The organism is Candidatus Nealsonbacteria bacterium DGGOD1a, from assembly GCA_022530585.1.
Classification (GTDB): Bacteria; Patescibacteriota; Minisyncoccia; order Minisyncoccales; family UBA5738; genus UBA5738.
This window is the reverse complement of the sequence record CP092821.1, coordinates 1059501-1083804: the sequence shown is the minus strand read 5'-3', so window position 1 is coordinate 1083804 and position 24304 is coordinate 1059501. Positions and strand designations below refer to the sequence as shown.

At 44.7% G+C, this 24304-nt stretch carries 30 protein-coding genes and 1 tRNA gene; 13 read left to right on the top strand and 18 right to left on the bottom strand.

Annotated features, from left to right (window positions below; translation table 11 throughout):
- Window positions 1-4: 4 nt before the first annotated feature.
- Both L7H18_05420 and L7H18_05415 read right to left on the bottom strand, forming a co-directional pair.
- Window positions 5-268 carry a type II toxin-antitoxin system mRNA interferase toxin, RelE/StbE family gene (locus tag L7H18_05420; GenBank protein ID UMX47847.1) on the bottom strand — a complete coding sequence of 88 codons (264 nt, stop codon included), beginning with the start codon at window positions 266-268 and terminating at the stop codon, window positions 5-7.
- A 1-nt stretch (window position 269) separates the two neighbouring features.
- On the bottom strand, window positions 270-536 hold the full coding sequence (locus L7H18_05415) for a hypothetical protein (protein ID UMX47846.1): 267 nt from the start codon (window positions 534-536) through the stop codon (window positions 270-272).
- Window positions 537-780: 244 nt separating this feature from the next.
- On the opposite strand from L7H18_05415, the gene tnpA reads away from it, so the two are divergent.
- The 4 genes from tnpA (at window position 781) to L7H18_05395 (ending at window position 3668) form a co-directional block, all read left to right on the top strand.
- Window positions 781-1209 (top strand): IS200/IS605 family transposase, encoded by a 429-nt coding sequence (gene tnpA / locus L7H18_05410; protein UMX47845.1) that lies wholly within the window; start codon window positions 781-783, stop codon window positions 1207-1209.
- A 125-nt stretch (window positions 1210-1334) separates the two neighbouring features.
- Window positions 1335-1892 carry a hypothetical protein gene (locus L7H18_05405; GenBank protein UMX47844.1) on the top strand — a complete coding sequence of 186 codons (558 nt, stop codon included), beginning with the start codon at window positions 1335-1337 and terminating at the stop codon, window positions 1890-1892.
- Between the two features lie 133 nt (window positions 1893-2025).
- A complete protein-coding gene (locus tag L7H18_05400) occupies window positions 2026-2766 on the top strand; it encodes a hypothetical protein (protein UMX47843.1) in 741 nt (246 codons plus the stop codon).
- Window positions 2767-2951: 185 nt separating this feature from the next.
- Window positions 2952-3668, top strand: a complete 717-nt coding sequence (locus L7H18_05395; GenBank protein UMX47842.1) for a hypothetical protein — start codon at window positions 2952-2954, stop codon at window positions 3666-3668.
- A 1081-nt stretch (window positions 3669-4749) separates the two neighbouring features.
- Here the strand turns inward: L7H18_05395 and L7H18_05390 are convergent.
- From L7H18_05390 to L7H18_05320, 15 genes are all read right to left on the bottom strand, one after another.
- The gene (locus tag L7H18_05390; protein ID UMX47841.1) at window positions 4750-6234 is read right to left on the bottom strand and encodes a type IV secretion system DNA-binding domain-containing protein; all 1485 of its coding nucleotides are present in this window, start codon (window positions 6232-6234) and stop codon (window positions 4750-4752) included.
- A gap of 61 nt (window positions 6235-6295) precedes the next feature.
- Window positions 6296-6862: a hypothetical protein gene (locus L7H18_05385; GenBank protein UMX47840.1), complete on the bottom strand. Its 567-nt coding sequence runs from the start codon at window positions 6860-6862 to the stop codon at window positions 6296-6298.
- A gap of 35 nt (window positions 6863-6897) precedes the next feature.
- Window positions 6898-7749 carry a replication-relaxation family protein gene (locus L7H18_05380; protein ID UMX47839.1) on the bottom strand — a complete coding sequence of 284 codons (852 nt, stop codon included), beginning with the start codon at window positions 7747-7749 and terminating at the stop codon, window positions 6898-6900.
- A gap of 67 nt (window positions 7750-7816) precedes the next feature.
- Complete coding sequence (locus L7H18_05375; protein UMX47838.1) at window positions 7817-8470, bottom strand: 1-acyl-sn-glycerol-3-phosphate acyltransferase; 654 nt, start codon at window positions 8468-8470, stop codon at window positions 7817-7819.
- An 11-nt stretch (window positions 8471-8481) separates the two neighbouring features.
- Window positions 8482-9438 (bottom strand): nitronate monooxygenase, encoded by a 957-nt coding sequence (locus L7H18_05370; protein ID UMX47837.1) that lies wholly within the window; start codon window positions 9436-9438, stop codon window positions 8482-8484.
- Window positions 9439-9461: 23 nt separating this feature from the next.
- Complete coding sequence (locus L7H18_05365) at window positions 9462-10796, bottom strand: radical SAM protein (protein UMX47836.1); 1335 nt, start codon at window positions 10794-10796, stop codon at window positions 9462-9464.
- Between the two features lie 45 nt (window positions 10797-10841).
- A complete protein-coding gene (locus L7H18_05360) occupies window positions 10842-11537 on the bottom strand; it encodes a glycosyltransferase (protein ID UMX47835.1) in 696 nt (231 codons plus the stop codon).
- Window positions 11538-11552: 15 nt separating this feature from the next.
- Entirely contained in the window at window positions 11553-12146 is a 594-nt protein-coding gene (locus L7H18_05355; GenBank protein ID UMX47834.1) for a TetR/AcrR family transcriptional regulator, read from the bottom strand.
- Window positions 12147-12943: 797 nt separating this feature from the next.
- Complete coding sequence (locus L7H18_05350) at window positions 12944-13447, bottom strand: TIR domain-containing protein (GenBank protein ID UMX47833.1); 504 nt, start codon at window positions 13445-13447, stop codon at window positions 12944-12946.
- Window positions 13448-13451: 4 nt separating this feature from the next.
- Complete coding sequence (locus L7H18_05345) at window positions 13452-13856, bottom strand: hypothetical protein (protein UMX47832.1); 405 nt, start codon at window positions 13854-13856, stop codon at window positions 13452-13454.
- Complete coding sequence (locus tag L7H18_05340) at window positions 13846-14310, bottom strand: hypothetical protein (GenBank protein UMX47831.1); 465 nt, start codon at window positions 14308-14310, stop codon at window positions 13846-13848. Before L7H18_05340 ends, L7H18_05345 begins: the two co-directional genes overlap by 11 nt.
- Before the next feature lie 4 nt (window positions 14311-14314).
- Window positions 14315-14524 carry a helix-turn-helix domain-containing protein gene (locus L7H18_05335; GenBank protein UMX47830.1) on the bottom strand — a complete coding sequence of 70 codons (210 nt, stop codon included), beginning with the start codon at window positions 14522-14524 and terminating at the stop codon, window positions 14315-14317.
- A 200-nt stretch (window positions 14525-14724) separates the two neighbouring features.
- A complete protein-coding gene (locus tag L7H18_05330; protein ID UMX47829.1) occupies window positions 14725-14964 on the bottom strand; it encodes a hypothetical protein in 240 nt (79 codons plus the stop codon).
- A 135-nt stretch (window positions 14965-15099) separates the two neighbouring features.
- The gene (locus tag L7H18_05325; GenBank protein ID UMX47828.1) at window positions 15100-15876 is read right to left on the bottom strand and encodes a hypothetical protein; all 777 of its coding nucleotides are present in this window, start codon (window positions 15874-15876) and stop codon (window positions 15100-15102) included.
- 199 nt (window positions 15877-16075) lie between these two features.
- A tRNA-Arg gene (locus tag L7H18_05320) sits at window positions 16076-16148 on the bottom strand.
- Window positions 16149-16272: 124 nt separating this feature from the next.
- On the opposite strand from L7H18_05320, the gene L7H18_05315 reads away from it, so the two are divergent.
- The 6 genes from L7H18_05315 (at window position 16273) to L7H18_05290 (ending at window position 19347) form a co-directional block, all read left to right on the top strand.
- Window positions 16273-16554 carry a nucleotidyltransferase family protein gene (locus L7H18_05315; GenBank protein ID UMX47827.1) on the top strand — a complete coding sequence of 94 codons (282 nt, stop codon included), beginning with the start codon at window positions 16273-16275 and terminating at the stop codon, window positions 16552-16554.
- A 50-nt stretch (window positions 16555-16604) separates the two neighbouring features.
- Window positions 16605-16940, top strand: coding sequence for a DUF86 domain-containing protein (locus L7H18_05310; GenBank protein ID UMX47826.1), 336 nt, complete (start codon window positions 16605-16607; stop codon window positions 16938-16940).
- Entirely contained in the window at window positions 16937-18079 is a 1143-nt protein-coding gene (locus tag L7H18_05305; protein UMX47825.1) for a thiolase family protein, read from the top strand. Before L7H18_05310 ends, L7H18_05305 begins: the two co-directional genes overlap by 4 nt.
- A gap of 19 nt (window positions 18080-18098) precedes the next feature.
- Window positions 18099-18491 (top strand): nucleotidyltransferase domain-containing protein, encoded by a 393-nt coding sequence (locus L7H18_05300; protein ID UMX47824.1) that lies wholly within the window; start codon window positions 18099-18101, stop codon window positions 18489-18491.
- 1 nt (window position 18492) lies between these two features.
- A complete protein-coding gene (locus L7H18_05295; GenBank protein UMX47823.1) occupies window positions 18493-18912 on the top strand; it encodes a DUF86 domain-containing protein in 420 nt (139 codons plus the stop codon).
- Between the two features lie 243 nt (window positions 18913-19155).
- Window positions 19156-19347: a hypothetical protein gene (locus L7H18_05290; GenBank protein ID UMX47822.1), complete on the top strand. Its 192-nt coding sequence runs from the start codon at window positions 19156-19158 to the stop codon at window positions 19345-19347.
- An 865-nt stretch (window positions 19348-20212) separates the two neighbouring features.
- On the opposite strand, the gene L7H18_05285 is transcribed toward L7H18_05290, so the two are convergent.
- Window positions 20213-20689, bottom strand: coding sequence for a DUF359 domain-containing protein (locus tag L7H18_05285; protein UMX47821.1), 477 nt, complete (start codon window positions 20687-20689; stop codon window positions 20213-20215).
- Between the two features lie 350 nt (window positions 20690-21039).
- Here L7H18_05285 and L7H18_05280 point away from each other — a divergent pair, with 350 nt between their 5' ends.
- The 3 genes from L7H18_05280 to L7H18_05270 all read left to right on the top strand — a co-directional run bounded on the left by L7H18_05280 (window position 21040) and on the right by L7H18_05270 (window position 24221).
- On the top strand, window positions 21040-22068 hold the full coding sequence (locus tag L7H18_05280; GenBank protein ID UMX47820.1) for a DUF362 domain-containing protein: 1029 nt from the start codon (window positions 21040-21042) through the stop codon (window positions 22066-22068).
- Between the two features lie 132 nt (window positions 22069-22200).
- Window positions 22201-22953, top strand: a complete 753-nt coding sequence (gene fabG / locus L7H18_05275) for a 3-oxoacyl-ACP reductase FabG (protein ID UMX47819.1) — start codon at window positions 22201-22203, stop codon at window positions 22951-22953.
- Between the two features lie 53 nt (window positions 22954-23006).
- Window positions 23007-24221 carry a cyclopropane-fatty-acyl-phospholipid synthase family protein gene (locus L7H18_05270; GenBank protein UMX47818.1) on the top strand — a complete coding sequence of 405 codons (1215 nt, stop codon included), beginning with the start codon at window positions 23007-23009 and terminating at the stop codon, window positions 24219-24221.
- Window positions 24222-24304 lie beyond the last annotated feature (83 nt).

Below are 24304 nucleotides of genomic sequence, written 5' to 3'. Positions count from 1 at the left end.
GCGATTATTTTCCGTAGAGGTCGTGGTGGGTGCCGATTTTTATAAAAAGCAATTCTTCGTTGCCAATGCGTTTGTAAATCGCACGCAAATCACCGCCGACATTAATACTGCGGCAATTGGCGAATTCGCCTTTGAGAATATGGTTGTTTAGCCGTCGGTCAAATTGATCAATGGTGAATAATTTGATATTTTGCCGGAATTTTTCCCGTGATTCAGCGGATAATTTTTCAAAACTTTTTTTGAATGTTTTGTGATAAGCTATCCGCATATTATTTTTCTTCCAGACTTTTTATAAATTCTTCGGCAGAATTAAAAGGACCGACAATATTTTTGCCATTTTTAATATCTTTATCAACCATTTTTAATATCTTTTGCGTTTTTGCGTTTGGCATTTCATATTCAGTAAAAAATATCTCGCGGGTGTTAACGAATTCTTTTATGTGCTGGTTGATGACCGCGTTTAAAGACACGCCTAAATCTTGCGCGGTTTTCCGAGCTTGGTCTTTGAGCGATTTTTCAATTTTGATGCTCAACATTGTTTGCATAGGTTTTATTTATAATCTATCTAAATTATATATTTTAGATAGGTATTGTCAATAACCTGAAACAATGTAATTTTTGCTATCGCAAGATTTACATCGTTTTAAATAATAACATTGCGTAATCCACCGCTTTCAGCGGTGAGGCTTGCGCCGGTTTGACCGTTGCCCAGAGAACAAAAGGGGTATGGTGTATAATTCCACAAGGCGGCTTGTGAGCGAGCCTTGGGAATTACACAACATGTCAACCTTGTATCAGAGTCTATCGCACACAAAATGGGATTGCAAATACCATATCGTATTTATTCCAAAACGAAGAAGAAAAGTATTGTTCGTATCTTTGGCAAAACAGCTGGGAGAAATATTCCACGAACTCGCAAAACAAAAGGAATGTGAAATATTGGAAGGTAGCAATATGTCTGACCATGTGCATATGTGTATTTCCATCCCGCCCAAACACATGGTCGCTTCGATTGTCGGATATCTGAAAGGCAAAAGCGCCATTGCGGTGGCAAGGCTGTGCGGCAAAGAGAAAAACTTTACCGGAGAACATTTTTGGGCCAAAGGCTGCGCGGTATCGACGATCGGCTTCGAACTGGAACAGATCAGAAAATATATCCATGAACAGCGCGACCACGAAGACGAAGGACCATTTGCAATGTCAAAGTAGCACCGATTAAAATACATTTAACACCCAAGGCTTGATATCGGGACAACTCCCTTCGAGGGAGTCCCGCTCATCAAGCCGCCGCCTATGGCGGCGGTAATCTGACTTTGGTGGCCAAAAGCGCAACATTGAAATTTGTTTGCGCGCTGGGTTTTCTTCTATGCTTCGCGACCGCGACCACCAATCTTTATTGGCAGCCGTTTTACGCGCCGATCGCGCCGGATCCGAAAATCCTGGGAATATTGTGCTTTTCGTTTTTCACGGTTAATTTTGCCGGTGCAAAAATCGCCGAAAAATTCTTCGCCAAAAATGACGCGCAGCGCCAGGAAAAAGAATTGGTGGTTTCCCATCTTCTGATCGGGGCGGCAATGGTCGCCGCGGCAACCGTGCCGGTGTTTGCCGTGTCGCTATTGTTCTACATCGTCCACGAAGGCGCTCGGGGAGCGTTCATGGTGACGCGCCAGGCCTATTTGCAGGCCGCGATCACTAAAGAATCCCAGCGCGCCACGATCGGTTCGGCCAGCTCGTTTTTCGAACAAGCCGGCTCGATCACGGCTTTCCTGATCAGCGGCGCGATGCTCCAGCACGGTTCGATCGCGAACGTCTGGCTGGTATCCGGCGCTGCCGCGGTTATCGCGCCATTGCTATTGTACCAATGGCGCAAAACCGCCCGCAGGCAAGAATAACTCTTGCCTGCCTTGTTTACTTTTTTAAATGTTTAATGTACCTTAGTCTAAAATAGCCGAAGATAAGATGGTTATTTTTGGGTATAGCTTGGGATAGCTGTTTGAAAAAATATTGGGAATAGGGGATGAAAGTATGCAAAGTTTTTTAGGTAACAAGAAAGGTCTTATCCCGGGATTTGATGATGAAACGCTGAGATTGCTTGAAATGTTGATATTGGCGATACATGCAGCCAAGGATAAACATTTTGATCAAGTAACGGCAGTGAAGATTGGCGCAACACCTGTGCTGGAGAATAGTGCGTCGATAGTAACTCGTGTTTTGAACAATCTGGATAGCGAGATAATCAGAATCTTGGATCTTCAAAAATTCGGCAATGATGTCGATAGGGTGCTAAGAAAAATTGCAAGCGTTGGATCGCGTGCGGGATTTGATGCGATAATAATGTTCCCTTGGGTTGGTCCATCAACCATCAGAACGACGATTGATATGTGCCGGGAACTTGGTTTTGATATTATTTTCGGAGCAGAAATGACCATACCCGATTTCTTGGTTAGTCAGGGAGGTTTCATTCCTGACCATGTGCCTCCGAAGATGTTCCGCATTGCTGCCGAAAAAGGTGTTGATCATTTCGTGGTTCCTGGTAATAAGCTGGAACAGATGAAATTGTATCGCGCCATATTTGATGAAGTTCTTGGTGTTGATAATTCCATGCTTATGTCTCCAGGGCTAATCAAACAGGGTGGTAGCGTCCAGAAAGCAAACGAGGTGGCTGGTCCGAATTGGCATGCGATAGTGGGCGATGCAATAATGTCAAAGAATACTGTTGAGGAGATGGCATTGGTTATTGAAGACCTTGCCAGGCAGCTGGCATGAAATAACAGATTGTCGTTGAGTGGCGGTTGGCGCGTTTGGCCTTCCGTCTTTTATTTTTGAAAGCAATTTGTTATAGTTTACAAAATATTTGTGCGTGGGTGGTTATTTGTAAATACAGAAAAGCGCGGTTGCCTCGCAATGAGGTTGGTATTGGATAGAGAATGCACTTTAAAAGGAGAATATCTATGAAAAGGAATGATGGTATAGTGGTCATTGACGACCCCTTCGGTTATTATCAAGATTTGTTGCATTTTGGCGTGGTACATCAGTATGGCGTGACGGATAATCGGCATGGAATCCTGTCGTTGAAAGCCGATCAGGTAATCCCGAACCATAGCGGTCTCTTTGTCAACAGCAGACCATATCTGCAGTATTACAAGAGACGAGACGCAGCGGCATCAAATTTGGTAAGAAGTCTTGATGCCGTCGGGGCAGATTTGGGCGCAGTTAAGTATGTCTTTGGATCTTCGAGTTCTTCAATACAGCTTCTGGAAAGCGTTGCGCGAATTATCGACGCAGAGGATGTTTTCACGGAGAAAGACTCAAAAGGGCGCCAAATGTGGAAAAAGAATGGTTTCTGGGTTAAGGAGCAAACAGGAATCAATGTCGAAGAACTTATGACCACATTGGCAACTGCAGACAATGTGCAGCAGGTATATCCAGGGAAAATACTGACATTGGATGGTCGACCACTCATAGGTACATTGTTTCTGAGGCCAGAAGATATACCGCCGATAGTACGGAGAGGTTATTATTCTGCAACATATAAAGATTCAAGGCCATATTCTGTGGTTGCAACAGCGACCGTTAAGGTGCCAAAATATCCTGCTGATAATTGCGATTTGTGCAAATCAGGGTCGCTGGCGGTAGACGGTCGCAGCCTTATACAAATGCCCGCATAGATGGGATTGCCGAGCGCTCCAGGGACTCTTATTTTTTTGAGTTCTTTTTCGTTTAGATAAGTGGAAGATATGAAGGCGCTATGGGTGACGAATAATATCGCGGTTATGTACTAAAAAACCGCGCCGGAGGGCGCGGAATTTGTAATTTGTGTGGGTAATTGGTAATTTGGGAAATTTTGCTTTTGGTAACCCGGGTATTTTGTGTTCTTCTAATTACTAAGTACAAATTACTAATTACTGCAAATTTTGTTCGCAAAATTTGTGAATCTTTATGATTCAGCTCGAACTTACTTTAGCAAAAATTGTTGACTTTGGACAGGGTGAGGGGGCGGGTTATGCCCCCGACTAAGCTTCGCTTGCCCCTCCAAACTGCTGTTTTCCGGGTCTGCGCTCGCAAAGGGGCAGCCGGGCCCGAATCGGGGCTTGGCCAACGCATTTTAGCCGCAAGGTGGGGGTAAAAGGTGTGCGTTGGCCAGAGAAAAACTCTGCATTTACTCTGCAATAAGTCTGCAATCTAGAATGCAGACTTTTTAACCAAGGAGTTGCAGAGTAAATGCAGAGTTTTTAAGCCCCGATTCGAGCCAAGCCAGTGCCTAATCCAAGGCCTGCGCCTTTGTTCCGGTGCTGTTTCCCCTGCGCGGGCGGTGCGCCGCCCGCTCCGGGCTTTCAGGGAAACAGCACCTCTGGTTTGCGGCTGTTCCAAGCTTTGAGCCTTTCCGCGGCTGCCCTCGCAATGCCAAACTCTCTGCCCAATTCGGAAAGCAAGCAGGCAGGGGCCGCCGGAAACCGCTCCCCCGCAAAAAGCCACTTAACGAAACCTCCGGCAAAACCGGCTTCGCCATATATCAAATACCGCTTATCAGCGGACTTTGATATTTTTTCCTCCGGTTTCTATGTCTTTTTGCTCCTCCGCTTTTCCCGAAAGCCTTTTGCTCAGCCGCAAAAGCCTTTCCGAAAATTTCCGGCTCGGGTGCTCAAGGAGGCCGCCCGGCTTTTAAAAATCCCGCTTTGGGGCGGGACTTTTAAAACGCACTTTTCCTGCCGTCAAAGAACGCAAGGCCGGGCGGCCTCCTTTCGCCGGTTACGCTTCGGCGTCGCTCTTATGGTGCTTAAAGTCCTCCTCTTCTTCCCCGGCCATCAAGCCGCTGGCGCGTTCAATGCACTCCCGCTCGATTTCCTCCCTGCTCCGGGTGTAGCCCGCGCCGATCCCGATTTCCCGTATAAGGGAATTGAAGGTTTCTTCGTCCCATTGGTTGTCGGCATAGCTCATAAATTCCCACGGGGAAGGCACGGGCAGAGTGCGGATGCCGACAATGCCGTTTTCCGGCTTGTTGGCGACATAGCAGCAGCGGGGCGGGACTTCCTGCAAAAACTGGATGTTCAACTCCCAACCCGGAACGTGGCGGTAGATCGGCCCCATCAATTCGCGGGCCAGCAGCTGCGCGTCCGGGCGGTTCACCCTAAAACAGGCTTGTATCCCGCAGTTGGCAAGGATGGAATCCCGCAGATCGTCGGAAAGCTGGCTTAGGTTCTGGTGGGCCAGTATGAGGGAAAGCTTGTATTTTCTGGCTTCGCTCAATATCTCGATAAAGCTGTTGGTCGCGAAGTTTTGGAACTCGTCGATGTAGAGGTAGAACGGCTGGCGGTCGGTTTGCGGGATGTCGGTTCTTGAAAACGCCGCCATCTTGATTTTGCTTACCAGCAAAGCCCCCAGCAGATTCGCGCTGTCGCCCAATCTGCCTTTGTTCAAATTCACCAGCAGGATTTTTTTGTTATCCATTATGTCGCGCAGATTGAAAGAGCTTTTAGGAGAAGCGAATATCTGGCGGATCGCCGGATCGGAAAGGAACGCGTCCACCTTGTTAAGCGTCGATTCCAGCCATTCGCGCCAAGTATGGGCCGACAGCGATTCAAAGTATTTGAAACGCTGGCGGCAGGAAACGCTTTTGACGTTCTGCAAAATCTTTTTGCGGGCCTCCGGCTCCGTCAAAAGCAGGGGCAATTCCAAAAGCGTCAAATTGTTTTCCGCCAAAGCGATCAAGGAGTTGCGCATAATGTCGGCCATCCTTTCGCCCCAAGCGTCCGCCCATATCTTTTTGAACGCTTCCACCAATTGTCCGGCCAAGCGTTCCGGCGGAATGCCGTCCACCCTTTCCAGCGGATTGAAGCTGGCCGTATTCTCCGAATCCGTCGGGTCGATCAAAACAATCTCCTTTTTAAAATCCCTTTGCGTCCAAAAATACAGCCAGCCTTTTATGTCCTCGATCAGATCGCCGTGCGGATCGATAACGCCGAAGCCCTCGCCTTGGAGGATGTCTTGAATGATAAGCGATTCAAGGAATTTCGACTTGCCCGAACCGGACGCGCCCACGGCGTAAAAATGGGTGCTCCGGTATTTCGTATCGATTCCCTTGATGTTGCCCACAAGGCCGGTCGCCGGATTCAGCGCGCCGTCAACCCAGCCCAAGCCCATCCGGCCCCTCTCAATCGGAAACCGCCAAAGCGGATATTCCAAATACGCCGCTTTCGTTTCCGATTCAAGCGGCTTGTCGTTTTTTCCAAGCATAGTTTTAAAAAACGCCTTGAGAGGGGCCAAGGCCCGGCGGTTCCGTTCTTCGGACATTGCGTTATGCGAGGTTCAGGAAACCCCTTGTTTTGCGGTCAACCTTTGAGAAATCGAAATTCACGGCATCGGCGACGTTCTCCGATCCGAACAATACGCAATGATGGACGGTTCCGGCGAACGCGCTCAATTCCTGCCGGTCGAACAAGTCCATATTTTCCAGCGTAACGCGGCGGTTCGTGATCTTGTCGTAAAGCTGTATCAAAAGATATACCGGGTAGATCGCGACGACGACAAAGCCCGGCATGGCGGCCATAAACTGCATAAACTTGCTGACGCGCTGGGTAAGATACCAAGCGATGAGCAATTGCTTGCCGTACTCTTGGGCGCAAACATTAACGACATAGCCGTCGAAATACTTGCTCTTGATGATCAAGAACAGCTTGCCGTCGCCTTTCATTCTTCTTATTAGCGAAGGGTAGACTTTTTCTTGCGCAACCGAAAGCGCGGGCGGCTGCAGCTCGTCCAATCGGTTTTCAATGAGCTGGTAAAATTCCTGCTGATGGCCTTGCGCGCCTTCGATCAAAACGCTCCACTCTTCGACGATTTCGCTTTCTTTTACTTTCGCCATTTTTTTTGTTTTACATAAAAAAACGCCATCGGCCTTTATTCGAGCAAGTGGCGCGGACTGCCGCCCTTCGCCGATCTCCAAATTGGCGTCAAAATGCTGTCGGGATTTTCCAAGCCGTACAACTTTTCGCAGGCAAACCAGAATGTATCGCTTCCGGTTTCCCGCCCGTTCGCTTTCGCGGCGATAAGCCGCAAGCGTTCCGCCCGCTCTTCGGAAAGGCAGACCGTCAGGACGCGGAAATTGGGAATATCCAATTTCCGCTTGTGCCCGCCCTCCAGCTTCCAGTTCCAGTATCCTTTGAATTTGTTGAGCATTCTGTCGGCGGCCATTGTCGAGCGGTCGGCCTCGAAAAAGAAATGCAGGAAATAGTCGTCGGATTCGATTGTAAAAAATGCGTCCGGCGCAATCGGCAGCCTTTGGCCTTCGCATTGCACCGCGTCAATCGCGCCCAGATCGCGCCATACCGCCAGCTTGAAGCCTTCGGCTTTCTTGAGCGCAAGGCGCAGAGCCGCTTGAAAATTGGAAATCATCAGGGAATGGCGCATAAAAGACACTCCCATTTCATGGGGCCTGTCGGTCATAATCGGCAGTCCCTTATTTTGAGAAACCAGCGCGGCCCCTTTTTTGGCCAGAGAATAAATCAAATGCGGGTGTTCGTAATACGAAAACTGGCCGCGGGGCCGATCCACATATCCGGCATGGAAAAGAAGCTGCAGCCTTGAGCGCACCGTCCGCGACGAATAGTCGGGATGGAGCGTTAGAATCTGTTTTGTGTCCAAGAACCGGTAAGAGGTCAGGTCGTTTAGTATCTGCATATCTACCGCGCCGATTCGGAATTTCGGCGGGGTTTGGCTTCTCTCGAATTTTTTGAATACTCGCTTTGCCACTTTGAAAAATTTTTCTTATTGTAAAATTCCGCACTTTCGAGATTTTTTAATATCGTTACTTAAAAAATTACAATAAACCCCGAACTTCATTTTCTATTTTTTTGGCGATATTATCGCAAATTTTGCGATATTCTTCTGATTTTTTATCCAATTTCACTGCTTGTTTCCTTTCCTTTGAAAAATCCAATATTCTCCCGATAGTGATTTCCGCCGATTTCGTTATTTTAAATCTGCCGTGAGGCGGCAGTATTTCGCGTGTTCCTTTGAGCGCAATCGGAAGCACCGGCGCACCGCTTTCCAAGTGTATTACGGCTACGCCGGGTTTGAATTCGCGCATTATCCCATCGTACGATCTACCGCCTTCGGGATAAATTACAAGACGATAACCTTCGCGCAATTTTGTTATTCCGGTCGCAATTGCCTGTTTCTTGGATAAAGAATCTTTGCGGTTAAATGGAATCACACCGCCCCAACAATAGACGGTATTTCGCAAAACTTTTTTCAACCCGGAATATTGATCGGTTTGGCTTAAGAAAGTAAATTTGCGCGGTGTCATCAAATAACCGCACATGAGAGAATCAACATGGCTTAAATGATTTGATACCAGAATAAAGTTACCTTTTTCGGGAATGTTTTCTAGGCCGGTTATTTTCTTGATAAGCAATCTCTTTATCGGAAAGGCAAGAACCGTTCTTGAAGCAATCGAAACAAGTGTATCCATAGTTTTGATGTTTAATTGCTAACAGCTTTTTGGCAATCCATAATAAATTCATCAACAAATTTAGGATTCCGATTCGATTCGCCGACTATTTCTTTGATAATTTCGTCGCAAGTTTTAATTTGGCGGATACTGCCCGCACAAATACCGCATAACAGCGGCGACATATCGGTATTGCCATTTATAACCATCGCGCCCGAAAAACGATCTGTTTTCAAATCGATTTTCTCGCTTTCAATTTTATCAATCCGGTCAGCGAATTTGTTTTTGATCAACCGTAATGGATGTTTGGTCGAACGAGCAACCACAATAATATCTTCGTCGCTGGCATTTATAACCGCTTTCTTGTAATTTTCGTGAATTCGGCATTCGCATGAGGCCAAAAAGCGCGTCCCCATTTGTACGCCGTCAGCCCCCAAAACCAAAGCGGCAATGAATGTTTTGTGGTCGCAAATTCCTCCTGCGGCGATAACCGGAACGTTTTTTACGGCGTGGGCCGCCTGCGGCACCAAACACATGGTCGTGTTTTCTCCGATATGGCCGCCCGATTCCAGCCCTTCCACTACTACCGCGTCCGCTCCCGCCTGCTCCATTTTTACCGCCAATCTCACCGAAGGAACTACGGGAATTATTTTTATTCCCGCTTTTTTTAAACAGAACATCAACGGTAAAGGATTCCCGCCACCCGTAAAAATTGCGGGAACTTTCGCATCAACAGCCACTTTAACCAAATCGCCAACTTGGGGATTCTGCATCAATAAATTCACCCCGAACGGTTTATCGGTAAGCGTCTTGGTCTTTTTAATTTCTTCGGCCAGCCATTCCGGAGACGCAAATCCCGAACCAATAACGCCCAAGCCCCCGGCATTAGACACTGCCGACACCAGCATTGATTCCGAAATTCCGGCCATGCCGCCTTGGATAATCGGATATTTTATATCCAAAAGCTTTGTTAGTTTGTCTTTCGGCATAACTGCATAACGTAATTTTATTACTATTTTTTATGTTCATCTTCCCAAATTTTGTCAAAAATCTGGTGCACTTGGATTGAGTATCTGTCAATGTCGCCCTTTAACTCGTTCATTAAGGTCTGGGCTCCTGGATGCGTTGGTCGAACTTTGCAAGTTTGACAAAGTTCCCGGCTGACTTGCGGGTTGTCTATCAACATACAGGGCGTTAAAAGATTCGGGCTGTATGGTTGGCGTTTTCTTATTTCTTTAAAGAAATCACAGTCCATCGCGTCCTTCAAGGAAACATTTTTTATATTCGCTTGCGCGAAATGAGTAAAAATACACGGTTCGACATCGCCGAAATTGGTTACATGGGAATAATGCTTTGCGGCAATGCAACCTCCAACATAAGGCGCGTCGTTCCAAAAATCGATTATGAACAGAGGTTTATTGGCCCGGATGTAATCACGGCGGATTCTTTGACGATTCCTTTGATCGGGCGTCGGCATCAATTCTGTGTTTTTATCGCCACAAACTGGCATGTAAAGGAAATACCAGCCCATTAACGCTCCCTTATCTACCATCAGATCGACGAATTTGTCGGACATAACGACTTCCGCGTTTTTCTTAGTTACACAGACCGAATAACCGAATGGAACTTTATTCTTTTTTAAAATATCCATCGCTTGCATTACTTTTTGGAAAGTACCCTTGCCTCTTCTAAAATCCGTATCTTCCTCGAATCCCTCGACGCTGAATTGCGGCATGACATTGCCAACTTCAAGTAACCTTCTTGCAATTTTATCGGTAATCACCGTGCCGTTAGTGTAGGGAACGAAATAAGAATCCGAATGCTTTTTGTAAAGATCGAAAAGATCTTCCCGAATAAACGGTTCGCCGCCCAAAATGGTAAAATACGCCACGCCCATTTCTTCGGCCTCACTAACAACCCTGTCCAAAACATTAAAAGGAAGATCGTCCTCTTTCTTGTAATTCTCGGCGTAACATCCCTTGCAATGCAAAGTGCACCTCATTGAGGGGGAAATCAAAAGCGTGAAAAGGGCGGCCGATCTCTGAATCAATGATTTTTCCCTTTTATCCAGCCTTTCCAGTAGTTCCGGCAAAACGAAATTTTCCAGGAATTTTTCCTGGCATCTTTTATCCACATCGTGAATTATCCTTTTGGTCAAAACCAAGGCCGATCCCTTTTTCTCATACATATCCCTGACCGCTCCGATCATCGGTTTGTAATTCGGGGATGCGAGCGTTTCTGCCATGGCAGCAAATCTGATTATGTTTTCATCGGAACTTTTCGACAAAATACGAAAGATTTCCAAAGCTGCTTCTTTCTTAAGGTTATTCTTGATTTGCATTGGCATAATTTTATTTTTGGTTATTTTTGAAATTGTCCTTAAAGCGTAATTTTAGCGATGGCCGAATGTGTAATGAAACTTATCGGAATATATCGGCCCAAAAAAGATAAGATGTACTTCGGCGGCAACGTATTTGACAACGATTTTGAACCGGCCGTCTTCGTCAAGCCTTCGCACCGACACGGGAATACATACATTGCGGAGCAGACCGAACTTGGCGATTTTGCTCAGGCGGTGGACATAATCAATGTCTTCGCCGAGTTTTATTTTTTCGTTAAATCCGCCCGACTTTCGATGGATTTTCATTTCGCAAAATATGCAAAATCCCGGCGCGTGGGCAAAAAATTTTCTAGTCGCCCGCATATACAGATTCACCGAACCATGCAACAATTTGTCGATTCGCCGATCGCTTAACGGATCGATCAAACATGTTGCCACGGAAAAATCGCTGTTTTTGATTTCCGTCATGGCTCTTCCCAAGAAATCGGGCGGCAATACTACATCAGCGTCCAAAAATAAAAGCCACTCGCCGCGGGCAGCTTTCGCTCCCTGATTGCGACCCCGACCGGGCATTCCGCCGGAAACAATTTTCGCTCCGAAGCTTTTCGCAATTGCCCGCGTGGAGTCGCTTGAATCGTTGTCGGCGACAATCACTTCATAATCCCTAAAGGTTTGTCTTTCGATTGATTTTAGAAGGCGCGGGAGGTATTTTTCTTCGTTGAACGTGGGAATAACGATGCTTAACATATAAATTTACCGGCGCTAGTTTTGGAATAATATTTTGATTATTTGATCCGATACTTTTTCCGGATCGATTTTTTTATCAAGAAACGAACATTCCAAAAGCAGCCCGTCCATCATGCAGGTAAGCAGGGATGTCAAAAGTTTGCTGTCGGTTTTTTCCGCCAATTTTTTGTCCACTAAAGCCTCTTTGACTATAGGCTCAATCAAGCCAGCGACCCTTTCTCTTAAACGGGCGATGTGCTCGGTTGTATCGCGTTCCTTGGGTGATAATTTCAACACCAGCGCTTTAACAAGGTTTTTTTCTTTCAAGCCAAAAACAAGATAGCTTGTGATTACCCGGCGCAATTTTTTATCATCCGTTTTTTCGTTTAACGCCTGAAGGATCAGCGAATTTAAATCACTAAAAACCTCATCAAGAACATTCCCGTAAATTTCGGCTTTGCCGGTAAAATGATAATAAAGCGCGGCCTTAGTAAAATTGAGTTTTTTAGCGATATCGCTCATCGAAACACCTAAATAACTGTATTTTGAAAAAAGACGTCGAGCCGTGCCGATGATATATTTTTTGGTATCGCCAACGACACCTTCGGATCGGACTGTAATTGTTTCCATAGTTTTAATAAATGTCATTACTTACCGAGCGGTAAGCTAATTTAGAATTTATCAAATCAATAAATCTGTGTCAAGGATTTAATCGCGCAATAAGTAAATTTTTAAAACAAAAAGCCAGCTTTGAAATGCTGGCAAGGTCTATAAATATTCTCTCTTTTTCAACTCACCGATCGCGTATCCCGCAATAATTATTATAATTATTGCAACAATAAGCAACGGATTAAGCTCCATGTCTTTTCACCTCCTCTGTTTTAAATATTCTAGAAAGAATATTAATTCGAATGGAAATTTTTGTCCATATTATTTGATGTTTTAATCCGAAACAAAAAAACGATCAAATTATCAAAATTTGCGAAGCCTGCTGGCTTCGATTTATATTTTTTTATGCGAAATACCCCCTTTTACCCCCCACCTTGCGGCTAAAATGCGTTGGCCAAGCCCCGATTCGGGCCCGGCTGCCCCTTTGCGAGCGCCGCCCCGGAAAACAGCAGTTTGGAGGGGCAAGCGAAGCTTAGTCGGGGGCATAACCCGCCCCCTCACCCTGTCCAAAGTCAACAATTTTTGCTAAAGTAAGTTCGAGCTGAATCATAAAGATTCACAAGAATCAAATTTTCGGGTAAAAGCCCGATTTTTTGTTGCGCGGCGGCTAACGCCGCCCATTCATTTCGGGGCTCCCCGCTGATTTTTTTGGCGGAAAGCGAAAAGATCGAGAACGAAATGCCGAAGATTTTTTGGCAGATGATTTTTTGGCGGAATTAAAAATCAGTTATGTATGTAGTTTTTCTAAATATACAAGGTTAATTATTATCCCTAATCTTTATTGCTTCTTCAACTGCATTTGCTATATTTCGGGAAATCCAATCGTATCTTTCTTTGCTATTGGTTCCTGATGGATTGTAACATTTTACAATCGTAGACAATTTTTTCTTGGTTTTTCCGTGGGTTATATAATCAAAAGGATTATCTCCTTTTTCAGAAATTAATTCTTGGCTATTTTTCAATCCGTGAATATATATACCAACAACACCCATTCCTGCATCCCACGACCTCACTATTTCATAATTTATCCATTTCCTATTGGCAGTTTTATTACCGACAAGGACAACCGTACATGAACGATACTGCATCTGATCTTTTATCCATTTCTTTATTGCTTCATCTCCTCGGCTTGTGATTGTTTCCCAATCATTATCAGTAGCTGGCTTATTTCCTTCAATAGCACCAATGTTGCGCACCATTGAAGCACGCCAACAATCTGGCTTGTAATGAAAACTATAAAAAACTTGTCTTTTTGTTGCCATATTTTTACTTTATTTTAAATAAAATATAGATTGCCGCTCCGACAAGCGGTAGATAGAAAATTAAAAGAGTTGAAGAAAACATTGAATAAATCAAAGTGTTTTTCTTGTATTTTTGATATTCGCTAATTTCCATTGAAAAATCGATTTCTTCCTCTTTTAATTTTCTAACATAATTGTATAAATCACGGTACGATCTTTCTTGTGAAAGAAAATATCCATCCAAAATCCAAAAAATAAGGACAACAACTATAAGAAAATAAAAAACATAATCAGGACTATTGTTTTTTGAAAATAACGCGAGCAATGCACCTATCAAAGTAATCGTCCAACCCCTTAGGAAAAATAAATTACCAGCCATTCTGGCAATGATTCCTTGTATAAATTCGAGATGTTTTTGTTTATTTTCCATATTTTTCTTTAAAAGTTTGCGTCCAACCAAACGCTTTCAAAATAATTTTTTCGTGTTCTTGAAATTTCTCCATTATCTCATCATTTAGTTTTATTTTTTTAAAAGTGTTCGGATTATAAATTATAATTTCATTCTCGTTGCTCATTTTTTCATCTAAATCCCAATGAGCTAACGCGTTTCTTAATTGTTGAACAAACCTCAAAGAGGTTTTTATTTTTGAGTATTGTTTTAATTTCTTAAAATATGGAATTTGTTCATAAAGTGAAATTTTTTTATCAAAACTGAAGTGGGATGTTTCTATAATATAATAAAGAAAATCAGCGGCTTGTTGATTGGTTTTTGGGAAAAAATATACTCTTAATTTCCAGCCAAGTGCTCTCTCTATCACAGTTGCGTCTGAAATAATAGTTCCTCTAAGCAAACTTAATTTTTCTCTGACTATTTTTTTATCCATAATTTTATTTCATTAAATCATCAAGTAGCACGCTAAGTGCGTCCGCAATTTTTTTCACTGTTTCGATACCTGGATTCGGCGTTTCCCCGGATTCAATCTTAACCACGGTAGGAAGGGATAAATTGGCCGCCCGCGCCAAAGCTTCCTGCGACATATTCTTTTCTTGTCTATATTTTCGGATAGCTTTTCCAATAATTGACGATTCTTTTGACATACTTATAAAATTTTATATATAATAAATTACAGATAAATTACAATAATTATAGCACCATGTTTAATTATTTCCTATACGCCCGCAAATCCACCGATACCGAAGACCGGCAGGTTTTATCCATCGCCGCGCAGCTTTCCGAGTTGCGCGCTTTTGCCAAACGGGAAAACCTGCATATCGTTGAAACCTTTGTTGAAAAACAATCAGCTAAGGTTCCGGGCCGACCGATATTTTCCGATATGCTGGCGCGGATTGAAAAGGGCGAAGCGCAAGGCATAATCTGCTGGAAGCTTGACCGGCTGGCCCGCAATCCGATTGACGGCGGGCAGATAAGCTGGTTTTTGCAAAGAGGAATCATCCAGCACATCCAAACCAACGACCGCGGCTATCTCCCCGCCGATAATGTATTGATGATGAGCGTAGAGTTTGGAATGGCCAACCAATACATTTTGGATTTAAGCGCGAATACCAAGCGCGGCCAGCGTGAAAAAGTGCGGCGCGGCGATTATCCGGGCATCGCGCCATTGGGCTATTTAAACGATGTGCGGATAAAAAAGGTTGTCGTTGACCGGAAAAGATCAAAGATAGTGCGGCAGGCTTTTGAGATGTATTCCCAAGGCGACCAACGCCTTGAAGACATTGCCGCCTTTTTCGCCGAAAACGGCATAACCGCCAAAAGCAAGAAACCTCTCCACCTTTCGAGGGTATCGTTTATCCTTTCCAATCCGTTCTATTGCGGATTGTTCCGCTATTCCGGCGAACTTCACGAAGGCAAACACGAGCAGATTATCCCGAAGAAGCTTTTCGACAAAGTGCAGGAAGTATTGCAACAAAGGACGCATATCCATCGCCAGCCCCAAAACGACCCCCGGCCGTTTTGCGGCTTGATCCGGTGCGGCACTTGCGGAATGGCGATCACCGCCGAAAGAAAAACCAAACACCAGAAAAACGGCAACACCCACGAATATGTCTATTACCGCTGCACCAGAAAAAGAAAATCCGTCAAATGCTCCGAACCGTTTATCAGGGAAGAAGAACTCGACCGCCAGCTGTCGCAAGAAATTGAAAAATTCGCTTTGTCCGAAAACTGGGCAAAGCGGCTGTTTGCAATGGCAAACGGAGACGAGCGGAAGCTGGCCCAATCTTCGGCCAGCTTCATTGAAAAATCGCGGGCGGAACTGGAAAATCTGAAAATCAAAATCCAGCGGCTTTTGGACGCTTACCTTGAACAGGACATCGAGCGGGAAACCTACCGCGCAGAAAAAGCCAAGCTTATTTCCGCCAAAAGAACGCTGGAGGAAAAAATCATCGAAATCGAGAAGGGCGGCAATAATTGGCTCGAACCTCTCCGCCAATGGTTAAAAGACGCTCAAAATATGCGGGAAATCGCCGAAAATTCCGATCTTTCCGCCAAAAAATCATCCGCCAAAAAAATCTTCGGCTCGAACCTCTCGCTTTCCGCCAAAAAAATCAGCGGGGAGCCCCGAAATGAATGGGCGGCGTTAGCCGCCGCGCAACAAAAAATCGGGCTTTTACCCGAAAATTTGATTCTTGTGCCCCCGACAGGAATCGAACCTGTAGTCTCAAGGTCCGCAACCTTGTATTTTATCCATTAAACTACGGGGGCGGGACGCCCCGTTGAAGCGGGGCAATTTTCAATTTTCAATTATCAAATTGAATTTCAACGGGTTTACGATAACATAAAAAGCTTGATTTGCCAATTTGGCGGTTTTTGGATAGGATAATGGCATATGATAAACAAGCGAACTCGGGAAAAAATTGTTGAAATTCTGAAAAGAAACGGGGTCAAAAAAGCCGCGGTTTTCGGTTCGTTCGCGCGAGGGGAAGAAAAGAAAAACAGCGACATCGATATTTTGGTGGAAGTTCCGGAAAAGATGAGCTTGCTTGGTTTTATCCGGTTGGAATTCGAGCTCGAGGAAAAATTAAAAAGAAAAGTTGATTTGGTTGAGTATGAATGTTTGCATCCCTTATTAAAGGATCAAATAATGAAAGAGCAGATACCAGTTTTTTAATTTTTTGATTTGACATGAAAAGAACTCAACAAAATTACATTTTCGACATAATGAAGTGTATTGAGAGTGTTGAGCAATTTACGAAAGGGGTCAGTAAAAAAGATTTTTGGAACAATGACGAAAAGCAAAGCGCGATTTTCAGAAAACTGGAAATAATCGGTGAAGCGGCAAACCATACATCAACATTGTTTAGAAAAAAATATCCAGAGATACCATGGAGGGATGTTTGTGGATTAAGAAATAGGTTGATCCATGAATATTTTGGTATCAATGCTGAAAGAGTTTGGAATATAATTAAAGATGATTTACCGGTTTTAAAGAAGCAAATAGAGATAATTTTAAAGGATTTGAAAAAAATAGAAGCAAAACAGAAAAAATTATTATGAATCCAAAATTTTATATCAAGGGGGTGGGGATGACGAGGTTTGATTATACGCAGAAGCCTTGGTGGGCGTTTGCTTATGACGCGGCGATCGACGCTTTAAAAGACGCCAAGATGAATATGTCCGGCATTGACGCGATTGCATTTTCCGCGGTTTCCAGCGCCGCGGGCGGGGAACACCAGACGCACAAGGTTTCTTTGCTGTCGGGATTGTTTAAAACCAATGTGCCGATCATTGAATTGCCGTCGGTTTGCGGCGGCGGCGGCGCGGCGTTTTGGACGGCGTTGCGCTTGTTGCGCGATGAGGAGTTTAAAAATATTTTGGTGTTGACCGGCGAAAAACTCGTGGATAACCGCGCCGAAGTGACCACTGATTGGATATTGTCCGCCGCCGAGCGGGTGATTGAGCAAACCGAGGGGTTGTTGTTTCCGGCGCAAAACGCGCTGGTTTACCAGCAATACTGCCAAAAATACGGAGGTTTGCACGAAGACTTGGAATTGATCGCGTTCAAAAATCACCAGAACGCGGTATTGAATCCTAAGGCGTATTACTATAAGCGGCCGGTAACCATGGAAAAGATCAAGGATTCCCCGGTTGTGGCCGAACCGTTGCGCTTGATGGATTGTTCACTGTCGGTTAACGGCGGCGCGGCGGCGATCGTTTCCAAAGATAAAACCGATATTGAAATTATCGGTTCGGGATTCGCGACGGACTATATTTTGACTTTTGAAAGAAAAGATATGACGCATTTTGCCGCCACGCAAATCGCCGCCAAAAAAGCGTTCGCGGCGGCGGATTTGTCGCCCGACGACATTGATGTCGCCGAAATTCACGACGCGTTCACTTCGGTGGAGCTTTTGTCCTATGAAGATTTGGGATTTGCCGCGCCCGGAAAAGGAGGGGAGTTGATTCGTTCAGGCAAAATAAATATGGGCGGCGCGATGCCGGTCAATCCGTCGGGCGGGTTGAAAGCCAAGGGCCATCCGATCTCGGCCACGGGTTTGGCGCAAATTTACGAAATTACCAACCAATTGCGCGGCAATTGCGGCGAACGCCAAGTGAAAAACGCCAAAATCGGCCTGACGCACAACATTGGCGGCGCGGGGGGAAGCGTGACGGTGCATATTTTCAAAAAATCGTAAAATGTTGAGATAGAGCAATATGTTATCCAAAGAAATTATAGAAAAAATAATAAACTTGTGCCAAGAATATCCGCAAGTAAAATTGCTGTATATTTTCGGTTCGCAAGCGCGCGGTGACGCGGGACCGTTGAGCGATTACGATTTCGCGGTTTATTTGGATGAAAATGATGCGCAAAAAAGATTTGATATCAAATTATATTTGATTGGCAAATTGACTTCCATATTACAGACCAACGCCGTTGATGTGGCGGTGATCAATGACACCGAAAGCCCTTTTCTCAAATATGCCGCGATCAAAGACGGGATATTGCTTTTCCAAAAGGAATTTTTCAAAGTTGCCGTGGAAACGGCAATTATGAGCGAGTACTTTGATTTGAGGGAATCATTTCTAAGGTTTAATTTCGCAAAATAATATGGTTGATATCAATACTGTCATAAGGAAAATCAGTGCGGTAAAAAAATACATAAAATTACTTGGCAATTATGAAAAATATTCCATTGAAGAAATTAAATCGGATGTGTTTTTGCGCGGTTCGGCGGAAAGGTATTTGTATTTGGCGTGCCAGGCGGCGCTCGATTTGGGAGAAGCGGTGATTTCGTTTAAAGATTTTCGCAAACCGGGGACATATTCAGAAATTTTTTATATTTTGGGTGAGGAGAAAGTTATTCCGCAAAAATTGGAGAAAAAATTGGTTGAAATGGCAAAATTTCGCAATGTCGTGGCTCACGATTATGAAAATCTTGATTTCGGAATTATTTATAAGGCGATAATTGAAGACATAAACGATCTGTCCGAATTTGCCAATATTGTCGAAAAATATTTCAATCTCTGACTATCTAATTTTGTTAGTTTCTTTGAATTACGAAACGAATTTATTCCTCCTTTGGAAAAGGAGGTGGCCCTGCTACGGCGGCGCCGGAGGATTCCTTAATTCAAACTTCAAATCCCTCCTTTTCGCTTCGCTCAAAGTGCTCCCTTTTCCAAAGGGAGAATAATGCAAAACACAATTTCGTAATTCAAAGTAGTTTAGAATTACGCCGGTTTGGTTTTTGGCGCGAGAATAAAAAATAAAAAAATGTTAAAAAACATCAAAGCGGTAGCGTTGTTTTGTTTAACATTGTTTTTGGCGGTGGCATTATCAATCGCGATACTGGCGATCTGGGATGTGATAGAAAATTCCGCGGCAAAGGATTTGCTCATCAAGGTTGCCTATACTTTCGTCGCGATTTTTGCGGTATCGGCGATTGTTGCTATCATTAAAAAATGATTTTTTGGAATTAAAAACAAAATTGCGCCGGATTATCCGGCGCAATTTTGTTATAAATCTCATGGTGCTTTTTGAAAAAAGAAAAAGCCAACATTGTCCAAAAAAATTTGAAAAAATTTGTTGACTTATGATTTCTCACGGGCCGGCTAGACCCAGTCCGACCGTTTGTCTCCGGTCGGCAACATGTGGCTCGTAATCTGTCCTACGAAGGAAATGATCCGCGTAGCGGCGTTGGCGACAAAGGTAGAGCTTGTCATTGGTTTGCCGCTTTGGGATCTCAGATTTATGGTGGCGAATTTTGGAGATACGATTCTGGATAGGTTGAGCAACAGGGCAGAGGCATCAAAGCGATTTGTGCATCTGCGGATGCCTAAATATTCCTCCATGTAGTCGGCCAGAGCCAGTAGATTGCAGAATAATCTCTCAAGCGATATATATCTTATTCTAGATATTAAGCCCCTCATCCCATTATGCATGCCGGCGTTGGGCGGAGCGGCTAATCCGGGTGGTCGCGGTGCAACGGCAACGATAGCGTCCTTGTTGTTGAGGCTCAAGAGAAGAGCCAATGCGACCGCCGCCACCATAAGTAGAAGGCTCATTTACACCTCCATTGGTATTGTTCAGTTCGGCGATACATTCACCATTTTGCGGAAATGAAGGCATCTCCGTAAGTTATGGCGCGAAAAATCCTTTTTCAAAGATTCTTGGCGCCATAACTTATCACTTACCAGAGGTTAATATTGTTAATTTGTTCAGTTGTGAATGAACATATTATGATTGTTTATCAAATTTTAATGTTGGGGTCAATGTTGACGAAAATTAAATTTACCATCGCGCTAATGGGTGCGAGGGACTAACCCCCGCGTTAACGGGGGATAGACCCTCGCTTGGATTCAGTGGCAAAATATTTTTTTAGGATAAGGCGGAAGATAGTTTTGTTTTTCAGGTTGGCTTCCAAAAGGCAAATACCTTTGTTGGGGTAGCCGTAGACGACCAAAGTTTTGGGTTTGGCCAAAATCACCGCCGGGATCACCAGCAAATCTTCTTCGCCGTCAACACAAACATTGACTCTTTTTTTAATTGCTTGCCGAATGGCATCCCAGCTTTCTTTTTGGATGGTGCCGGCGGGATTTTTAACATTCAGGGAGCATTCGTGTTTTTGAGCGAATGCTTTGCGCCGGACTTTTTTGTCGAAAATTTTGATATCGGATGGCAAATGATGCGAACAGTAATCGCCCACGGTGATCACGGTCTTGTATTTATTTTTGTCCAATATCTTTTGATAGCGGGCTTTGATTTCTTCTTCGGTTCCGAACAGCGGCTTGCCCCAGACTTTTTGCATTTTCGTCCGCGATTTTTCCGGTAAAAAATAGGTTCTCATCAAAAATTAAAATTGAAAAATCAAAATGGAAAATGACAGATTAAAATGTTAAAATATCTATAATCAGACATTTTTAAATTTTACATTGTCATTATCAGTTTAGTAAAACTGCCCGCCAAACTGATTTTTGATATTTACATTTTAAATTAAAAGTTGCAGAATTAAAATCTATAATTACCTTGAATTACAAAACTATTAAATCCAAATGCTATTGAAGGGGTCGCACCCCTGCGATTACACAGGGGAACGACCCCAAAATGCAAAGCGTTTCGTAATTCAAGGTAGTTAAACATACTAACGATAAAACACTTATGGCTTTTTATCAATGCTTACAATGCAAGCGGCGGTGGGAATATCCTTTGGCGGAGTGTCCTTACTGTTTCGCGCCGCCGGAGAAAATGAAAAACGGGAACGCGCGGGTGGTTGGTTCGATCAAAGTGGCGATTCCGACGCTTTTGCATCCCAATGTGCCGTATTATATTTTACTCTTGCGAGACGAAGCGGGCAACACATGGGGCCACAAATCGGAAATCGAATACCAAACCGGCGATGAACTGAAATTCGAACCGAATGCCGGCGCCGTGGCGATATGGCGCGTGAAATACGATATTCGGGAAGGGATCGAGAAAGTTCTGGAATTGGCCGGAGGCATCAATGTCGGCAAAGGTTCAAAAATCGTGGTTCTGCCCACATTGGCCAAGCCGAGCCACGGTTATTTTCGCGACAACACATCCCCGGAATTTTTGAACGCGGTTTTGCGAATGCTTATCGATCGCGGAGTTGAGCCGGAAAACATTATCGTGGCCGGGCAAAGCTTTGACGAAGTGCCGGTGGTCGCGATCGCGCAAAAATCAGGTTTGATCGATGCCGGAGCCAAATTGAAAGTGAGCGCGCTTGATCTGGCCGCGGCCGAATTCGTCAAATCCGGCAACTTTGAAATCGCCAAGCCGGTTTTGGATGCGGACTTGGTGATTAACCTGGCGATGGAAAAGATCGGGCGGGCAAGCGCCGCGGAAAACCTTTTCAAAATTTTGAAAAAAGAAAATTATCTGGGCCAAAAATATTTGTCTTCGGACGCGGAGATTGCCGCGAACCTGGAACCGGTGTTGAAAAATATCATCACGATTGGCGAGGCCGAATATGTCCAGCGGTCGAACAAACTGACCACTTTTATGGGGTTGGTTTTGGCTGCCAAATCCGGCCGGAATCTGGACCGGGTTTTCAACGAGGCGGCGCAGTCGTTTAAAATACCGGAAATAATAAAAGACATTCCCGCCGCCGGCATACCGGTGGCGGGGAGAAGCGTGAAGGAGGTGCAATATCAAGCGGAAATCTTTTAAATTTAAAATTGAAAAATCAAAAATAAAAAAATACATTGATGCCGGGGTATTAACCCCGCCATCAACCAAAGGATGTTTCCTTTGGAATCCTCATAATTTTGATTTTTGATATTTACATTTTTAATTAAAACTATGGCAAACATATTTGACGGGAAAGTTGTTTTAATCACCGGTTCGTCGCAGGGAATCGGGCGCGCGGTCGCGTTGAAATTCGCCTCATTGAGCGCGAAAATCGCGTTTAACGATATCGCGGCACAAGAGGAAAATTTAAAGGCGGCGGTTGAGGAAGCCAAAAAAGCGGCCGCGCCGGACGCGAAATATTTTATGGCCGATGTTTCCAAATACGATGATGTGGAAAAAATGATGGCCGCGATCCAAACCGAATTCGGCCGTTTGGATGTTCTGATCAATAATGCGGGCATTGCCAAGGACCGGACGCTGGCGAAAATGACCGTGGAAGAATGGCAGCGCGTGATTGACATCAATTTGACCAGCGTTTTCAACTGCTCAAAAACCGCGTTGCCGATGCTGATCGCCAATCAGGGCAATATCGTGAGTATGTCGTCTTTCTCGGGATTGCGGGGCAATTTCGGGCAAACCAATTACACCGCGGCCAAAGCCGGCATCATTGGATTTACCAAGACGCTTTCTAAAGAAGTCGGTAAATTCGGCGTGCGCGTTAACGCGGTGGCCCCGGGATTTATCGAGTCGAAAATGACCGAGGCGATGCCCGAAGACATCAAGGCGATGGTGAAAAAATTAACTTCATTGGCGCGGACCGGCAAGCCCGAAGAAGTGGCGAATGTGATCGCGTTTCTGGCTTCAAGCGAAGCAAGTTTTGTGACCGGGGACATCATCAATATCGACGGCGGTTTGTGGCTGTGATTTTTGTTCAATCCAAAATTAAAGCGGGTCGGGCATAAGAATAACCAAAAAATATGGATAATATTTTAGACGATATTCTTAAAAACATCAGCGAACGGGCGCCGCATACGCCGTTCTCGGTCGAATTTTGGGATGAAACAAAAAAACAATATGGGCGGGGGACGGAAAAATTCAAGATTATCTTTCGTCGCGAAAGCGCGTTAAAGAAGTTTTTGTCGGCCGGCACATTGGGTTTCGGCGAGGAATATATGGCCGGCAATATCGAGGTTGCCGGAGATATGCAAGCGATGCTGGGGCTGTACGATCATTGGCGCGATCTTAATCGGAACATCTCGCCGGGGGTAAAGCTCCGGGTGTTGGCAAACGCGATTTTGGCGCGCGCGGCGGCCCGCGATTCAAAAAAGAATATCAAATATCATTATGATATCGGCAATGATTTTTATTCTTTATGGCTTGACCCGGCGATGACTTACTCCTGCGCGTATTTTAAAAACGGCTTCGACAGTCTGGAGATCGCGCAAGCGAACAAACACGATTATATTTGCAAGAAACTTTGCTTGCGAGGCGGAGAGAAATTGCTGGATGTCGGTTGCGGTTGGGGAGGGATGATGTTTCACGCCGCGAAAAATTATGGCGCCGATTGCGTCGGTTGCACATTGTCGCAAAACCAATACGAATACATTTCGCAAAAGATTAAAGAAAATAATTTGGGCGCCAAGATAAAGGTTTATTTGAAAGATTACCGCCAAGTCCAGGGAGTTTTTGACAAGTTTGTTTCCATCGGAATGTTCGAGCATGTGGGGAAAAACTATTATCCGGATTTTTTTTCAATGGTTAAAAAGACGCTTAAACCTTCGGGTATCGGCGTTTTGCACACCATTGGTTCCCGATTCGGGGGAGCGACCGATCCGTTTATCGCCAAATACATTTTTCCGGGCGGGTTTGTTCCGACGCTGGCAATGATTGCCGACGCGATGAATAAAGCCGAGTTGGTTTTCTATGATGTCGAAGATTTGCGGATGCATTACGCCAAAACGCTTGATCTTTGGATCGCTAATTTTGAAGCGGCCGGCGCCGAAGTGAAGAATGTCTTGGCCCGAGAAATAAAAGATCGGATCCGGGCCGAGGAATTCATCCGGATGTGGCGGCTTTATTTGAACGGCAGCGCGGTCGCTTTTAAGAATGCCGGCAATCGATTGTATCAGATAACTTTTACCAATGGAGTCAACAATGATCTGCCGCCGACTCGGGATTATTTGTATTCATAATTGACCGTTTTGGCATACTAAGTGCTATAATATTAAGCGGCGGTGAAGATTGCTTTGCCGGCACTTTTATGGTACAAATCAAA

Bases quoted from the DNA above. Each gene is read 5' to 3' on its own strand.
- L7H18_05385 (UMX47840.1), bottom strand. From the start codon at position 6,862: ATGGCGAAAGTAAAAGAAAGCGAAATCGTCGAAGAGTGGAGCGTTTTG.
- fabG (UMX47819.1), top strand. From the start codon at position 22,201: ATGGCAAACATATTTGACGGGAAAGTTGTTTTAATCACCGGTTCGTCG.
- L7H18_05295 (UMX47823.1), top strand. From the start codon at position 18,493: ATGGTTGATATCAATACTGTCATAAGGAAAATCAGTGCGGTAAAAAAA.
- L7H18_05395 (UMX47842.1), top strand. From the start codon at position 2,952: ATGAAAAGGAATGATGGTATAGTGGTCATTGACGACCCCTTCGGTTAT.
- L7H18_05340 (UMX47831.1), bottom strand. From the start codon at position 14,310: ATGGATAAAAAAATAGTCAGAGAAAAATTAAGTTTGCTTAGAGGAACT.
- L7H18_05345 (UMX47832.1), bottom strand. From the start codon at position 13,856: ATGGAAAATAAACAAAAACATCTCGAATTTATACAAGGAATCATTGCC.
- L7H18_05420 (UMX47847.1), bottom strand. From the start codon at position 268: ATGCGGATAGCTTATCACAAAACATTCAAAAAAAGTTTTGAAAAATTA.
- L7H18_05350 (UMX47833.1), bottom strand. From the start codon at position 13,447: ATGGCAACAAAAAGACAAGTTTTTTATAGTTTTCATTACAAGCCAGAT.
- tnpA (UMX47845.1), top strand. From the start codon at position 781: ATGTCAACCTTGTATCAGAGTCTATCGCACACAAAATGGGATTGCAAA.
- L7H18_05375 (UMX47838.1), bottom strand. From the start codon at position 8,470: ATGGATACACTTGTTTCGATTGCTTCAAGAACGGTTCTTGCCTTTCCG.
- L7H18_05290 (UMX47822.1), top strand. From the start codon at position 19,156: ATGTTAAAAAACATCAAAGCGGTAGCGTTGTTTTGTTTAACATTGTTT.
- L7H18_05305 (UMX47825.1), top strand. From the start codon at position 16,937: ATGAATCCAAAATTTTATATCAAGGGGGTGGGGATGACGAGGTTTGAT.
- L7H18_05400 (UMX47843.1), top strand. From the start codon at position 2,026: ATGCAAAGTTTTTTAGGTAACAAGAAAGGTCTTATCCCGGGATTTGAT.
- L7H18_05285 (UMX47821.1), bottom strand. From the start codon at position 20,689: ATGCAAAAAGTCTGGGGCAAGCCGCTGTTCGGAACCGAAGAAGAAATC.
- L7H18_05365 (UMX47836.1), bottom strand. From the start codon at position 10,796: ATGCCAATGCAAATCAAGAATAACCTTAAGAAAGAAGCAGCTTTGGAA.
- L7H18_05355 (UMX47834.1), bottom strand. From the start codon at position 12,146: ATGGAAACAATTACAGTCCGATCCGAAGGTGTCGTTGGCGATACCAAA.
- L7H18_05360 (UMX47835.1), bottom strand. From the start codon at position 11,537: ATGTTAAGCATCGTTATTCCCACGTTCAACGAAGAAAAATACCTCCCG.
- L7H18_05315 (UMX47827.1), top strand. From the start codon at position 16,273: ATGATAAACAAGCGAACTCGGGAAAAAATTGTTGAAATTCTGAAAAGA.
- L7H18_05390 (UMX47841.1), bottom strand. From the start codon at position 6,234: ATGCTTGGAAAAAACGACAAGCCGCTTGAATCGGAAACGAAAGCGGCG.
- L7H18_05415 (UMX47846.1), bottom strand. From the start codon at position 536: ATGTTGAGCATCAAAATTGAAAAATCGCTCAAAGACCAAGCTCGGAAA.
- L7H18_05270 (UMX47818.1), top strand. From the start codon at position 23,007: ATGGATAATATTTTAGACGATATTCTTAAAAACATCAGCGAACGGGCG.
- L7H18_05310 (UMX47826.1), top strand. From the start codon at position 16,605: ATGAAGTGTATTGAGAGTGTTGAGCAATTTACGAAAGGGGTCAGTAAA.
- L7H18_05300 (UMX47824.1), top strand. From the start codon at position 18,099: ATGTTATCCAAAGAAATTATAGAAAAAATAATAAACTTGTGCCAAGAA.
- L7H18_05280 (UMX47820.1), top strand. From the start codon at position 21,040: ATGGCTTTTTATCAATGCTTACAATGCAAGCGGCGGTGGGAATATCCT.
- L7H18_05370 (UMX47837.1), bottom strand. From the start codon at position 9,438: ATGCCGAAAGACAAACTAACAAAGCTTTTGGATATAAAATATCCGATT.
- L7H18_05335 (UMX47830.1), bottom strand. From the start codon at position 14,524: ATGTCAAAAGAATCGTCAATTATTGGAAAAGCTATCCGAAAATATAGA.